The 14,693-nt window shown below is 47.2% G+C and carries 15 protein-coding genes; 1 reads left to right on the forward strand and 14 read right to left on the reverse strand.

The features are described 5' to 3' along the window. The first annotated feature begins 113 nt into the window (after nucleotides 1-113). Nucleotides 114-845, forward strand: coding sequence for a type 2 periplasmic-binding domain-containing protein (locus tag CALK_RS03285; protein ID WP_022636230.1), 732 nt, complete (start codon nucleotides 114-116; stop codon nucleotides 843-845). Between the two features lie 30 nt (nucleotides 846-875). Here the strand turns inward: CALK_RS03285 and CALK_RS12015 are convergent, their stop codons facing one another. The 14 genes from CALK_RS12015 to CALK_RS03350 all read right to left on the reverse strand — a co-directional run bounded on the left by CALK_RS12015 (nucleotide 876) and on the right by CALK_RS03350 (nucleotide 14,646). After that, nucleotides 876-3,677 (reverse strand): family 8 glycosyl hydrolase, encoded by a 2,802-nt coding sequence (locus CALK_RS12015; RefSeq protein WP_022636231.1) that lies wholly within the window; start codon nucleotides 3,675-3,677, stop codon nucleotides 876-878. Nucleotides 3,678-3,904: 227 nt separating this feature from the next. Beyond that, nucleotides 3,905-4,255: a stress response translation initiation inhibitor YciH gene (gene yciH, locus CALK_RS03295; RefSeq protein ID WP_022636232.1), complete on the reverse strand. Its 351-nt coding sequence runs from the start codon at nucleotides 4,253-4,255 to the stop codon at nucleotides 3,905-3,907. Beyond that, on the reverse strand, nucleotides 4,252-5,055 hold the full coding sequence (gene rnc, locus CALK_RS03300; protein ID WP_022636233.1) for a ribonuclease III: 804 nt from the start codon (nucleotides 5,053-5,055) through the stop codon (nucleotides 4,252-4,254). Before rnc ends, yciH begins: the two co-directional genes overlap by 4 nt. Before the next feature lie 8 nt (nucleotides 5,056-5,063). Continuing rightward, a complete protein-coding gene (fabF, locus tag CALK_RS03305) occupies nucleotides 5,064-6,305 on the reverse strand; it encodes a beta-ketoacyl-ACP synthase II (RefSeq protein WP_022636234.1) in 1,242 nt (413 codons plus the stop codon). 66 nt (nucleotides 6,306-6,371) lie between these two features. Then, complete coding sequence (gene acpP / locus CALK_RS03310; RefSeq protein ID WP_022636235.1) at nucleotides 6,372-6,608, reverse strand: acyl carrier protein; 237 nt, start codon at nucleotides 6,606-6,608, stop codon at nucleotides 6,372-6,374. Nucleotides 6,609-6,649: 41 nt separating this feature from the next. Then, the gene (gene fabG, locus CALK_RS03315) at nucleotides 6,650-7,393 is read right to left on the reverse strand and encodes a 3-oxoacyl-[acyl-carrier-protein] reductase (protein WP_034636634.1); all 744 of its coding nucleotides are present in this window, start codon (nucleotides 7,391-7,393) and stop codon (nucleotides 6,650-6,652) included. A gap of 65 nt (nucleotides 7,394-7,458) precedes the next feature. Continuing rightward, a complete protein-coding gene (fabD, locus tag CALK_RS03320; protein WP_022636237.1) occupies nucleotides 7,459-8,373 on the reverse strand; it encodes an ACP S-malonyltransferase in 915 nt (304 codons plus the stop codon). Between the two features lie 9 nt (nucleotides 8,374-8,382). Continuing rightward, the gene (locus CALK_RS03325) at nucleotides 8,383-9,339 is read right to left on the reverse strand and encodes a 3-oxoacyl-ACP synthase III family protein (RefSeq protein WP_022636238.1); all 957 of its coding nucleotides are present in this window, start codon (nucleotides 9,337-9,339) and stop codon (nucleotides 8,383-8,385) included. A gap of 26 nt (nucleotides 9,340-9,365) precedes the next feature. Continuing rightward, on the reverse strand, nucleotides 9,366-10,304 hold the full coding sequence (locus CALK_RS03330; RefSeq protein WP_022636239.1) for a fatty acid/phospholipid synthesis protein PlsX: 939 nt from the start codon (nucleotides 10,302-10,304) through the stop codon (nucleotides 9,366-9,368). Nucleotides 10,305-10,306: 2 nt separating this feature from the next. Beyond that, entirely contained in the window at nucleotides 10,307-10,486 is a 180-nt protein-coding gene (gene rpmF, locus CALK_RS12510) for a 50S ribosomal protein L32 (protein ID WP_022636319.1), read from the reverse strand. An 8-nt stretch (nucleotides 10,487-10,494) separates the two neighbouring features. Continuing rightward, entirely contained in the window at nucleotides 10,495-10,998 is a 504-nt protein-coding gene (locus tag CALK_RS03335; protein WP_034636587.1) for a YceD family protein, read from the reverse strand. 48 nt (nucleotides 10,999-11,046) lie between these two features. Then, nucleotides 11,047-11,751 (reverse strand): hypothetical protein, encoded by a 705-nt coding sequence (locus CALK_RS03340; protein WP_022636241.1) that lies wholly within the window; start codon nucleotides 11,749-11,751, stop codon nucleotides 11,047-11,049. Next, nucleotides 11,748-12,863: a CNNM domain-containing protein gene (locus CALK_RS03345; RefSeq protein ID WP_022636242.1), complete on the reverse strand. Its 1,116-nt coding sequence runs from the start codon at nucleotides 12,861-12,863 to the stop codon at nucleotides 11,748-11,750. The genes CALK_RS03340 and CALK_RS03345 overlap by 4 nt, the downstream gene beginning before the upstream one ends. A 46-nt stretch (nucleotides 12,864-12,909) precedes the next feature. Continuing rightward, nucleotides 12,910-14,646, reverse strand: coding sequence for a hypothetical protein (locus tag CALK_RS03350; protein WP_022636243.1), 1,737 nt, complete (start codon nucleotides 14,644-14,646; stop codon nucleotides 12,910-12,912). Between the last annotated feature and the right edge of the window lie 47 nt (nucleotides 14,647-14,693).

Raw genomic sequence — 14,693 nt, forward strand, 5'->3', positions numbered from 1 at the left:
TGTTTCGAATAAGTACACTAAAGATTTTACTATTACTTTTTTTTTCCACTTCTTTTTATTTATTTTTTCGAATATGGTATACTATGGGAAATTCACTTTTCAAGGAAACTCCCATGAACACCCCATCCATCTTTCTTTGCATGATACTCCTGCTCGTGTCACTCTCTGGCTCTCCCATAGAAGATGCACATATTGTGTTTTCTTCAGATACGTGGCATGATTTAACCCGGAGCGATGAGAGCGGGCTCTATTTTGATCTAATTCGTGCCGTCTACGAACCCCACGGATATACCGTTTCTTTTGAGATTGTTCCCTACGCACGATCGGTCTATCTTGTGCAGGATACCCTTGTAGATGGCTGGGTTGCTTCCTTCATGGATGAGAAGGATTTTCCCCAGTACCCTCGCTGGCATTTTGATAGAAATCGACAAATCGCAGTGTCCCACGTAGATGGGGGGCAGACATTCACAGGAGCCGAAAGCCTCGTGGGAAAAGATCTCATATGGTTGCGAGATTTTAACTTAGACCAATATCTCCCCTATGATGTAACCTACGAAGAGATAGACTACATTAGTGGCCTTTTTTCTATGTTGAAAGAGGGACGGGCAGACTTTTTTATTGGAGCCGAATCAGACATTATGGATGCTGTTGCGGAATATGACATTGATACATCTCAATTTAATTTCGACTTTGTCATGCATCTCAAGCTCTACATGGCTTTTGCTCAAACAGAACGGGGAGACTATCTAAAAACCCTTTGGGACAAGACCATGGATGATCTCCATAGAACCCCGGAGTTCCGAAATATATATAAAAACTATGGCTATCCAATCCCCTTTGATTAATAGGGCTGCCGTTTCCGGCAGCCCCATGGGTTATCGTACAATGTGTCGATTTACCACCTGACCTTCCGGCCCATTCACGCGCAGTATCACCATACCACGGGGCAGTTGACCCTGCACGGAAATACGATGGTCTCCTGCTGAAAGGTGCTGCTCTGTAGTATACACACGTTGGCCATTGAGCGCATACGCTGAGACAGAATACAGACCAGATGCGTCAGTTGAAATCTGTATGCTTTGCGGGGTTACCCCATGTATTGCTAAGGGACTTTTCCGTACCGTCTCTCTTTCTACAAGGTTCACCGAGTCGTCATCGTCATCATACTCAAAACCAACCAGACGTATGGCGTGCACCTCTATGGATACTGCGCCCTCCTCTGCCGTGGCAAAACCGACACCATAGATATCGCTCATGTGCAACTCATCGCTATCACCCCAACTTTTTTCAAAGTCTGAGATCTCTATACGAACCGTCTCACCTGTACCGGAGCTTTGCGGTGCAATAAATCCATATGTCTCGGTGCCAAGACTAACATTGAAATCTGCGTCTGAACTGTATTCAATTTCTATCGCCTGGACATCTCCAAAATCCTGCCCCATGGATGCCGTGGCATTTGCATAGGCCCAATGTCCTGCATCACCATCGCTTGTTCCTTGGACAAGATCTATCACCACAGGGATATCACTATCAGCAATGTCTGCTGATGATCCGGTTTCATAGGAGTCTGTAGTAACAGACCACCCCGCAACAGTGAGGATATCTTCCACGGGCAACTCATCACCGTCATCATCACCGTCATCATCACCGTCATCATCACCGTCATCATCACCGTCATCATCACCGTCGTCATCACCGTCGTCATCACCGTCATCATCACCGTCATCATCACCGTCGTCATCACCGTCATCATCGCCGTCGTCATCATCTTCTACGTATTCAAAGTCGAAGGTGTGCGTTGTGATACCGTTGAATTGGATATACTCAAGTTCTATCTCTGCCGAGGAAACATCATCCGGCAATGAAAGGGTGACCCCTGTTGCCCGTGATGCCCCATCAGCGGCCCACGTCATGCCTTCATTTTCTTCGTCCGACCAGGGTGCAGGACTAAGTAAACTCACCGGAATCTGATACTTTTCAGAAGAGTTGCTCAACCTAATGTTACGTCCATATCCTCCCCAATATGATTCTGCCGAACCATCATTTTCCGTAGTAAAGGTTAAACGCATGTTATCACTCCCTCTGCCACGTACGGTTACACCACTCATCTGAGAAAGATCAACCACCATATCATCAGGAAAGGGAGCATGAAGAGCACCGCGTTCTTCAATGGTAATACGAAGGGTTCCAGCAGTAGAATCGAACATTTTTGCCGTGTTGTCACTATCAATTTCGGTGCCATCAGAAGCGAAAATGCCACCTTCATCACCCCCAACATAGGTATACCAATACCCTCCTGCTTCCCACGGCTCGTCGGGCATAGTCGCACGGCCGTACTCATATCCAAGGTTTGTTTGCGCAAGGTTTTCATCTTCAAAATGGTCAAAATAAATACCGCTGGTATCAAAATCATCATCGCCATCATCCACGGGAGAGTCGCTCCAACTCCACCAATTTCCCGAAATAAGCAACATGGACTGCAAACGGATGGCTCGCGAGAAATGGTCACTTCCCTCCATATAAGATCGTTGCAAATAGTTCCACCCATCTGTGACAAAATTCTGGTCACCCGCCACGGCCGCAGCAGCAATAAAGGGGGCGGTAAAGGTCGGAGACGTATAGTTGGTAGTCAGGGGAGTACCGCTTAAGTAGTAACCAGGGTATATCTGTTCTACATTACCATTACTTGCATCAATAACAAACTCACCCAGTCGTTGTGCCGCCTCACGGGCATTCTGCGTGCCAAAATGAGCATAATCGGCCGTGATACGCCACGGTACACGTGATGAATTTGTAGAAAACTGATTATCATGCTCCATTTCAAGAAAGTAAGAATCTACATTCCATGTTCCATATTGGGGATGATGGTACACAAAATCGGAAATAAGCCCTGTTTCAGATGCTCCATTTTGCGGTTCATTCAGAAAAGCATTGTAAATCTCGTATGCCTTATCAGCAACGGCGTTCCATTTTGTGTCCCCCGTTGCTTCAGCAAAGGTTCGCATATGGCCGCCCATCCAATCTGCCGGGCGTGTATTGTAATACATATCACTGGCTGAAGTTGCCCAGTTTCCCATGCGTAATGCCTGGGTCTCAGGGTGTACCAAATGATCATAGATATCATTAAGCATAGCCCGCGCCTGATTGAGATATCGTTGCTCCCCCCACTGCTTATAGGCAAGAAGTAAGGCATAGGCAATATCCAGATCGCCATCAGTGGCAGAATTTCTTCGGGTCTGTGTATCTTCCCAAGAACCAACTCCCCCATCTATACGCCACGTCATGAGGTTAGATCCACCTGCTCCTGTAGCAGGAAAGGCTTTATAAAAATTATACATACCATCAAAATAGTATTGTGCCGAATCATCGTATCCAGCCATGTGTGTTAGAATTACCATACCCCACCCATGGGCTTCAGAAACGGTCACGCCCTCATCATGGGTGGAAGTCTCACTCATATAATACGCATTTTCAACATTTTGTGCACGTGTGAGATGATTTCGTTTATATGTGTCATAGGCATCACGAATATGCTGGTTCATGAGCTCCTGTGAAATTCCGGGTTTTACCATGCCGTCGTATGATCGACTTTGGGGAAAGGGCATGTGTTCGCCTGCGATTCCGGAGAAAACCATTCCAAAACAGGCCAGCCAAGTTACCAGTATTTTTCGTTTCATATACAATCCTCTCTCTGAGTATTTTACGTTCTCTCAGTAAGATACACAAATATATTTCACAAGTGAGGTCTCCGTCATTTTGTGAAGAAAAGGAGATTACAAGGAATGTTTTGCTTTTTTGTCGGTAGAAACGCAAAGAAAAGAACGCCTATATCAAATTGATATTTTAGAGAAGTAAAGGATTTTAATATCTATCATAAGCCTTTTACAAGACAATAAAGAAGGATTTACGCACCAGCTATTTTACAGACATACCCCTTTTTCTCCAGAATCTTCTTAAGGGTAGTGCGCACATCTCCTTGAATCTCAATCTCTCCGTTTCGGACTGTTCCTCCACAACCACACGTCTGTTTCAGCTCTTTTGCAAGGAGCTTACATGCCATATCAGAAAGGGCAAGCCCAGTAATACAGGTGACCCCTTTCCCTTTTCTCCCCTTCGTCTCGCGACGCAAATACACCACCCCCTGTGGGGCAGTATGTGCGGAGGACTGCTGCTTGCATTCACATCGATTTTGCGGCTGCTCACACTGGGGACACACACGCCCCGAGTCAGTGGAATAGACCAAGGAAGAACTCATGCCTTTTTGCTCCGGTGCTCCCGTGCTTTTGCAACAAAAGACTCCGTATATTTCGGAATTGCCACACGGGCTGCTTCCTGCTGAGCTGCTTTTTTATTTTTCCCGGAGCCTTCACCGAGACGCAGCCCTCCGACCTCAACGGCCACAATAAAATGCTTATTATGCTCCGGTCCTTTCTGTGAAAGGGTTATGTATCGGGGAGATCCCAGATGATCGCCTTGAGCAAGCTCTAAGATACGCGACTTGTAATTGCGATTTTCCACATCATTGATAAAATGATTGATACTGGGATATAACAGCTGTGCCAGAATAGATCTGACCGCCGTAAAATCGCTGCCACTATCAAGAAACGCAGCACCGATTAAAGCCTCAAAGGCATTGGACGCAATGGAATTAACCTGCTTTTGAGGCCCCCGCTTCTCCCCCGGGCCAGTCAAAAGAAATTCCGATAGATTAATCCGTTCGGCAAGGACCCCGAGAATTTTACGACTCACGAGAAGCGACTTATACTTTGATAGATGCCCTTCCGGTTTATCGGGGAATCGATGGTATAACTCCTCAGTAACCAGACAGTTTACAACGGCATCACCGAGAAATTCCAAACGCTCATTTGATTCAATTCCCCGAGGATCTTTCTCGGCAGAGACACTTGACTTATGACGTAACGCTTTGGTAAGATAGGATGTATCACGAAAGGTATACCCAATGCGTTCTTCAAGGGCTGCGTAAGAGGTATCTCCCGTTTCTTTTTCACGAGACACCCCTTTTTTTCCTAAAAACTGTTTAAACGTATCAATCAAAAGGTACGCTACTCCCGAAACGCTTCGACAATTAAGGAGGCGTTATGCCCGCCAAATCCAAAGGAATTACTCATAACCCGCCGCACGGTCCGTTTATTTGCTGTATTAGGAGTATAATCTAAATCAAGACCTTCGTCGGGATCTTCATAATTGATAGTGGGGGGAATAATCCCTTCGCGTATCGCCTGTATTGAGGCAATGAGTTCTATAGCCCCGGAGGCACCAAGGAGATGCCCCGTCATAGATTTCGTAGAGCTCACAGAGAGATCATAGGCATGATCACCAAAGGTTGTCTTAATAGCCGCAGTTTCGTTTTTATCATTCATTGGAGTTGACGTACCGTGGGCATTAATATAATCAATATCTTCAGGAGCACACTCTGCTGTACGCAGGGCCATATTCATAGAACGAACTGCACCCTCACCATTAGGAGCTGGGGAAGAAAGATGATGGGCATCTCCCGTGGCACCATATCCGGTGAGCTCTGCATAAATTGGAGCCCCGCGCTGTAAGGCATGTTCAAGGGTTTCAATCACGAGCACACCGCTTCCTTCACCCATAACAAAGCCATCTCGTTTGCGATCAAAGGGAGAGCTCGCTTTTTGAGGAGACTCATTTCGTGTGGACAAGGCCTTCATTGAAGCAAATCCAGCATAGGAAAGACGAGAGATAGCTGCTTCTGCACCACCCACAAGGCATGCATCCATCATGCCGGCCCGCAATGCCATAAAGCCGTCTCCAATGGAGTGAGAGCTTGACGCACAGGCACTTACCACGCAATAGTTTGGCCCTTTCAGACCGTATTTCATCGACACAAAGCCCGATGCCATATCGGCAATCATCATGGGGATAAGAAAGGGAGAAACACGACGTGCTCCCTTATTCAGCAAATTTGAGTGGTTTGTTTCAAGAGTGTCTATCCCGCCAATACCGGATCCGATAATTGTACCAACCCGTTCCATATCAGGGGCAGATTCTAATAACTTTGAATCCTGAAGGGCTTCTTGGGCTGCCGCCATTGCAAGTAGAATATAGCGATCGGTCTTTTTTACTTCTTTACGATCGACATATTCAGAAAAGTCAACCCCCGTAACTTCGCCTGCAATTTGCGACGGTATTTTTTCGTCGGTAAAATGAGTGAGGGTATCAATCCCGCTTTTCCCCGCGATTAATCCATCCCAATACTCGTGTACAGAATTACCGACGGGATTTACCGTACCCATGCCGGTAACAACTACTCTTTTGCTCATATATGATTCCCTTTTCTTCAAAAACAGCAGGCTACACCAGGTTAATGCGGTGTACCTGCCTGTAATTTACTGCTTTTCTACGTAATCTAACACATCCTGTACTGTGGCAAACTTCTCAGAGTCTTCCTCAGGAATACCATCTTCAATTTCAAACTTTTCTTCAAGCTCCATAACAAGCTCGGCAAGATCAAGAGAGTCGGCTCCAAGATCCTCAACAAATTTCTTTTCCGCCGTCACCTCTGACTCTTCAATTCCGAGTTGCTCTGCTACAACTTCCTGCACTTTTTTCAAATTATCACTCACAACGCACTCCTTAAAATAGTAGTATAGTAGTTAGTATTTTCTTACATTGCCATTCCGCCATTTACCCCCATTACCTGGCCGGTAATATAGGAAGATAAATCGGAAGAAAGGAAAAGAACCGCATGGGCGATGTCTTCTGGATCACCCAATTCCTTGAGAGGAATCGCTTCCTCATATTGAGAAATCACCTCAGGTGAGAGTTTATCTGTCATAGCCGATTTTATAAACCCCGGTGCCACCGCATTCACACGCACGGCTTTACCGGCATATTCTTTAGCCAAGGACTTAGTAAGCCCGAGCATTCCCGCCTTCGCTGCAGAGTAATTTACCTGACCAGCATTGCCCGTTACTCCCACAACAGAAGAGATATTAATAATGCTACCCTGTTTTGCCTTCAGCATTTTTCGTGCTGCTGTTCTGCTACACAGAAAGGCGCTTTTTAAATTAATGTTCAGAACTGCATCCCAATCAGACTCTTTCATACGAAGAGAGAGGCCATCCTTGGTGATACCCGCATTATTTACCAAAATATCTATGCCTCCAAAGGTTTCTACAAACCCTTGTATCATGGTTTTTACATCTGCTTCAGAGGAAACATCTGCCTGAATAGACCATGTTTCAACCCCATACTGTGCAGCAATCTGTTCTGCTGTCTCCGCGGCTGCTTCAGCATTGATATCATTAATGCCGATTTTTGCACCAGCAGCAGCAAGCTTTTCGGCAATACTCCGACCGATACCACGGGCGGATCCAGTAATCAGGGCTGATTTTCCTGTCAAATCAATCACGTCTTCCTCCTTCAGATAACGGGCAATCGAAATTTAATATACAATATTTATAGAGTCCCATACTAACAATTTTTTTCTATGCTTGCAAGGTCACCACAGGATTTTACCCGCATTTTTCGGTCATATGCACGAAGTAACCCGGCCAAAACCTTCCCGGGACCCACTTCAAGATACCCATCAAGGTCATATCCTGAAAGGGTGTGCTCTGAGGCAACCCACTGCACAGGAGAAAGAAGCTGATCTACCAGCAACCCTTTCAATACAGCCCCGCTGGTTTCCGCTTTGGCAGTTACGTTGGAAATTACAGGACAGTGTGGATCTGCAAAGGTAATCTCCTCAAGCGCTGTGGCAAGCTTATCCGCAGCAGGTTGCATGAGGGGAGAGTGAAATGCACCGCTTACTGCAAGGGGGACGACCCGTTTTGCCCCCGCTGCTTCCAAGAGAGCAGAAGCTTCCTCGACGGCCTCTTTTTCTCCAGAAATAACCGTCTGAACCGGGGAGTTCACATTGGCAGAAACAACCGTGCCAGAAGATACCTTCTCTAAGGTTCGGGCAATATCCTCGGGGGATACTCCAATTACAGCTGCCATGGTACCCGTACTTTCAGCTCCCGCTTCAGCCATGTATTTTCCACGCCGCGCTATTAAGGAGAGTCCTGTTTCAAAGGAGAAGACCTTCCCCGCATAGAGAGCACCATACTCCCCCAAGGAATGTCCCATGGCAATAGCAGGTTGACAGCCCCGCTCTGCAAGAATTTCCGTAATGATCGCCTCAAGGGTAAACAGGGCCGGTTGCGTATACTCTGTTTGTCCAAGTCGAGACTGAGAATCTTCAAAAACAATCTCTGTCAAATCATATCCGAGGACCTCTTCAGCACGCTTGAAATAGTCTTGCGCCACAGGAAACGCATCGTACAGATCTTTTCCCATACCAATTTTCTGAGCACCCTGTCCGGGATAAAGAAAGGCGTATTTCATAATCTCTCCTTAAAAACGAATAATTGTTGCACCGGCCGTAACGCCCCCACCAAGAGCGGTAAAGCCCACTAACGCCCCAGGAAAAACCCGGGATTCCTCCCACGCCTCGTAGAGAGCAATGGGGATGGTGGCCGACGAAGTATTGCCATATCTTGCCACATTTGAAACAACACGTTGAGGGTCTAAGCCTAACTTCTCCCCAACCTTAGTAATAATACGTTGATTTGCCTGATGCGGAATCAAAAGATCGAGATCATCCGGTGTATAGGATGTTTTCTCCAAAGCCGACCGGATCATCTGCGGCATGAGGTGAACCGCCTGTTTATATACAGGTTTGCCGTCCATTTCCAAAATCTGTTGTGAATCCCATGAGGGGAGTTTTAGAACATCACCCAAGGAAGGATCCGTATAGTTATAGGACGCAAGGACTCCTGCTTCACTGGTACTGGGCTCCAGCAGCACTGCTCCGGCCCCATCTCCAAAAAGAATACAGGTTCCCCGATCTGAAAAGTCTAAACTTCGGGAGATAATTTCACTCCCCACCAAAAGCACTCGGGAGCTTTGCCCCGACTCAATTAACGAGGCGGCCAAGGTCATTCCATAGACAAAACCGGAACAGGCCGCAGATATATCCATGGCAAAGGCATTGGTAATTCCCATTTTTGCACAAATGCCCGCTGCGGTGGAGGGAAAGAAGTTATCCGGCGTGAAGGTGGCGCAAATAACCGTATCCACTGACTCGGGAGAAACATCGGCGCGATGGAGGGCGTGATTCCCTGCACGGGCGCCCAGTTCGGCACAGGCATCGGCAGGAGCATTTTCCCAGATACGGCGTTCCCGAATTCCCGTTCGGCGGACAATCCACTCATCGGTGGTATCCAGATACTCTTCATAGTATGCATTTGTACGTACCGTTTCCGGGAGCGCAACCCCCACAGACACAATAGAACCTCTTCGTATACTCATATCTCTATGCCTTTATAAATTCAATCTTACAAATATAATGTTTTCGCAGCAGTCACCAAAGCATTGGTAAGGGCTGTTACCGATGAAGAGCCATGTGCCTTATAGACGTGCCCTCGAACCCCCAAGAGCGGCACTGCACCATACAGCTCCGCATCAAAACAATGAAGTTTCTTTCTGCCGCGGTCATTAAGGCCATCTTGAAACTCCCGTCGAACAAACCGGAAAATACCCTCACTTAATTTTAACACCGCATTGCCCACAAAGCCATTGCACACAATCACATCAGCATCACCGGTAAGAACACGGTTGCCCTCAATATATCCATCATAGACAAGGCGAGAAGACTTTGAAAGTGCCTCATGGGCCTGACGAACCTCACGCGTCCCTTTGTGAGATTCCATACCAACATTCAACAAAGAAACCACGGGGGGAGCCGTGATAACCCGCTCCATAAAGGTACTTCCAAGATGGGCAAAATCAATTAAATGCTGACTACGACACGTAAGGTTCGCACCGACATCCAGAAGCAGCACCACAGACCCCCGAGCTGAGGGAACTGTTGCAGCAAGGGCAGGACGCTCGATACCTGACTGCCGTCCTAATAAAAACAGAGCCGCGCCGTACAACGCGCCTGTATCGCCGGCAGAGAGAGAAAGGGTGACAGCCCCTTCTTTCTGAAGCGCCACGGATCTCACAAGAGAAGAATCAGAATGTTTTTTATAAAAAGCGCTCGCAGAAGCCCCTACGGGCACATTGTGCGCGTATACAAGACGAATCCGCCCTGAATCAACCAGCGGCTCAAGGCGGTTTCTTTGAATAAAGGGTGCAAGAGACGACTCTTCACCACACAAAACGACCGAAAGGGTTTCCGGCAAGTACGGTAATGAGGCATACACAGCCTCTCCCATGGCAGAAAACCCGTAGTCGCCGCCGTGCATATCCACAGCGATAGAAAAATCAGACATCCCTACTCTTCTATAACGACTACTTCTTCGCCTTTATAGAAGCCGCAATTGGGGCATACCCGATGTGATAGCTTCGGCTCTCCACAGTTTTTGCATTTTGCCGGAGCCACTGCATTGAGCGCGTCATGCGAGCGTCGCTTGTCTCTTCTTGTCCGTGAAGTTCTTCTTTTTGGTACTGCCATAACTACTCTTACTCCAAATTATTGTTAGTACTGTTCTGTAATTTCAAAAGCGCATGCCACCGATGATCTACACCGGAAGAGCCCTTCTCGTTCTTTGTTGAGTAACTGCTCACCCCCGAACACTCTTTGGAGCAAACAGCCTTCATGGGAACCTGCAGGAGAAGATCTTCATAGAGATACTCCTCAACATCAACCCATCCTTCAGCATACGTGTAGGTGAGCACATCGGTCTCGCTCCGCACATATGCACCGTCATCATCTTCCGGCTTAAACACAAATTTTCGTACGCCCGAAACCGGGAGATCATACTGCTGTAAGCACCGTCCACACTCACGATGCACCACCCCCGTATAGGTGAGCCTTGCAAAAAAGACATGGTGCACACGCTCAATATCACCAGAAACGGCCAACTCAGGAGCCATTCCCCCAAGACGACATCGTTCCGCAGAAAAATGAAGTGTATCGGAGTAGGAACTTGTCCCCTGTGATAATTCGTGTAGTCTAATCTTCATAATAGCACGGAAAGATAAAAAATAACCACTCTCCTTGTCAAGACAATTTTATTCTGACGTAGTTAGAAGCGTTCGTACTTGCGAAAGCTTTGACAAGGATTCCTGCGCAGAACGACGCATTACATTTTCCCGTTGCGCCTCCTGTGCAGAGGTCTCGGCAGTATAATATCGTTGAAAGGCTTCGGTTGATCGTTCAAGCGCTTTCAGGGCATCTGCCACGTCCGGCCCGAGGGATACAAAAAAGGAAAGATCTTGCTGTAAACGGGAAAAGGCATCTGTATGTCGACGAACGCGCCCGGCATACCGACTTGCACGACCTGTCAACTGCCCATACTCCATGCCATGCTCCACCAATCGCATATTTTGCAAATCCCGTGCTGTTTGCTCCAGATCCGTGATAAATGAGAGTATTTTCTGGGCTTCATCTTGACGCGCTTCCATCTTTCGTTCACGATCTTCCCGGGCCTCCTGTTCAATAGCCGCTTTCTGCTCTGCAAGCTTTTCAGCAAGAACTTCACGTTCCAACGCAGCCTGTTCTGCAGAATCATCTCTGCCTTCACTTCTCACCGCTACGGGATTATTAACATACTGAACAACCGTAAAGACATTGGTACCAAGAAGTATGGTCGCCATAAGAAAGGAGAGTGAAATACGGGTAATTCCCTGTGCATTCAGGGCAATCATGTAGGCAAGTATCGTCAGGGATGACAGTAGAATAAGCCCAATAACCTCTGCAGTAAGAACAAAATTCATAAACACCTCTTTATCTGAATTTTCCGAATACGACGAGCATCGGCAGCAACAACGGTGAATATATATGATTCAAGGCGAAAACTATACCCTCGCGGAGGAATTTTTCCCAAATACCCAATTACTGCGCCATTGATGGTTTTGCAGTTTTCCCCTACCGCGCGGAGCTTCTCGGGCAATAGTGTTGTATAGGCAGTTACCGGAGCATCTCCCCGAATAAACAGGGGGAAATGCGCAGCATGAACTGGTGGATTAACCACATTCTGCCAATACTGCAACACATCACAGACACGACACACACCGTAATAATCGCCATATTCATCATTCAATAGAACAAGGGACACACCCTGCTCCCGGAAAAACTCTAAGATCTCACCAATAGAGCGGTGTACAGAAAACCATGGCGGATCTATATGGTGTCCCTCATAGACCACATGCTCAGGAACTCTCCCCGACTGGGGAAACACCATGTGTAAATTCGGAATGGCCCCCACTTCAAAGCGGTGAGAAGCGCACACTGTCACAGAACGTTGCCCCAAAGACATGTACTGCATAATGAAATCGTACGCCTCCTGAGACACCTCATGACGTTGCTTACTTTTTCGTAAGGCCGTGAGATATTCATCGGGGGTTACATAGGGAGCCGGCGCTCGCAATATATAACTACTGTTAAAATAAAGCAGGCGTCGATTTATGGTCTTAAACAGAAACACCCCCGGGGAAAGAGCGTTCGTCACAAAGCGAAGTATGGGGGCGCAAAACCGTGCATATTCCGTAGCATGAGAGACAGCACGACTCTTCGGAATAATCTCTCCAAATACCAGAAGTATTCCCGTGGACCCTGCCACAGAGATAAGGAGAGAATCTCCAAAAGAAGCGTGAAGCAGATGTGTGGTTCCGCTAATAATAAAAAGATTGAGGCAAAGATTTGCCAAAAGGATTGTTATTATGGTTTCTTCGGGAGTTTTGAGAAGACTGTAAATTGCCTTATCCCGAAAATCTCCCTGCGAAAGACGGCTGACCTCTTCACGACGCAGGGAAAATAGCGCAGTCTCGGCAGCAGAGAAAAACCCCGATACAAGGAGAAGGAGTACTGTTGCTATGAATGAAACCATACACTCCCCGATGATACCCGGAGCAGCTGCTCCGGGTATCTCCTAATTACCACGTTTGATACATGTCATCCAAGTCGCTCATGAGCTCCACAAGCCCTACGAGAAAGGGTTTACCAAAGGTTGTAGAAAGACGCACCTTTTCGTAATACATATCATCACTTCTCTCGTCGGCGTACACATACAGATACTGAAACCGCCGTATCTGCTCTGAAAGAGATTTCAGCTCTTGGGCCGCCGAGGGGTCTCCCATGGCTACAATACCACCTAAGGAAAGAAGCAGATCCGCCGTCTGATGAAAATCAAGGTAGGAAAGCCCCACAGGGGTATGACGAACCATATGCTCTTCCACCGTCTCATAGGGAAGATATTTAAAAACACGCCCATCTCGTCGGGGCTGAGCAATATCTTCCACATGGCTCTTTTCTGTAGTTAAGACAAACTCTGTCGGAGTGGTTCCCACATAGATATTACCAAAGATACCCATGAGGTTGATACGATAAAAGGAGTTCCCGACAATCTCTTCCTGACGCACGGTTATCATCTCCGGAATACGATGACGATTTGCTGCAAAGACAGCATCTAATAGGGAATCCATACCAGCCTGATCAGATATGCCCATGGTGAAAACCGTATTATACGTTCCCAGGGTTATCTCGTCAGCACCAAAGAGACCAAAGGTGATGCCCTCTCCAAGAACAGGCAAGATCTCCGATGCCGGATCCACTCCCAATTCATCACCCACCTGCTGAATGAGTTCTGCTGCGGCAGTAGCGCCCTCATCAGTAATCATACGTGCAATAAAACGAACATACCCTTCGATATCCACCCCGAGGACAGACAAAAGGGTCGGAACATCTTCTATCTGCTGCGTGCCACGATTTCGAAAGGGGGCTACAAAGAAATCCCGTGTAAAAGCTGGCGATTGATCCACATGGGTTACGGTTTCCCAGAGAAAATCTTCACCCGTCATGGATATACCGCTCAGCACTCCCTTATAGGAGCTGAGGAAAGAAAAGAAGTTTTCATGAGAAAGGAGGGAGTATTCAATTTCCAATAGATTCCATGCTTCAAAAACCATGGCGCCCATGTAGGAAGGATCGATATACATCAACACATCATTGGTGTTGCGTAGTGCGCCAAGCTTTTTTTGAAAGGAGGAACTCTGTGACAAGGATGTCTGATCCCCTGCAAGGGCTGCATACTCTTCATGGGCCTGTTCCGGTGTTGCACCGTAGGTCATAAGAAGGTAGGAATCCTTATTCATTCCCACAATGAGGCTCATGGGAGTATCACCGGCAAAGGTCAGATGGAGCTCCTGCCCGTCCCACTCAACTGTGGCCTCAGTCTCATCAATCTCTTCCATAATATACTCAACCAAGCGATATTTCAAAGCAGGGTCGGAAAGGGGGAGAAAGAAGGTAAATGACCCCGTAAAATCATCCATCTTGAGTTCCATATTCGTACTGACAATCCCAAGGGGGCGGTACGGGTCGATGCCACGAAAAAACTCCGCAGGGCTTGTTTCATCCGAAATCTCTGCTCCCTCAGCAAAAAGCTGCCACGCCTCTTTCACTGAAAACTGGCCAAGAATAGAGTCTTCTTCCACATCATACTGCAAGGCCTCTCCCAGAGACGCAAAAGAGCGTGCCATGGTAAAAAACACCGCCTTGTCGGGAATAAATGCGGGAACTTCATCCTTCAAGGGACGATCCGTCCAGTGAAAAACAACAATTGATATGGCAACAACCGCAAGGACAAGAACAGGAACGAGCATCTTTTTCATGAAAATTTTCCTTCTGAAAAAAGAGAGTAATGCGCCTTTAAAATAGC

This window comes from Chitinivibrio alkaliphilus ACht1 (assembly GCF_000474745.1).
Lineage (GTDB): Bacteria > Fibrobacterota > Chitinivibrionia > Chitinivibrionales > Chitinivibrionaceae > Chitinivibrio > Chitinivibrio alkaliphilus.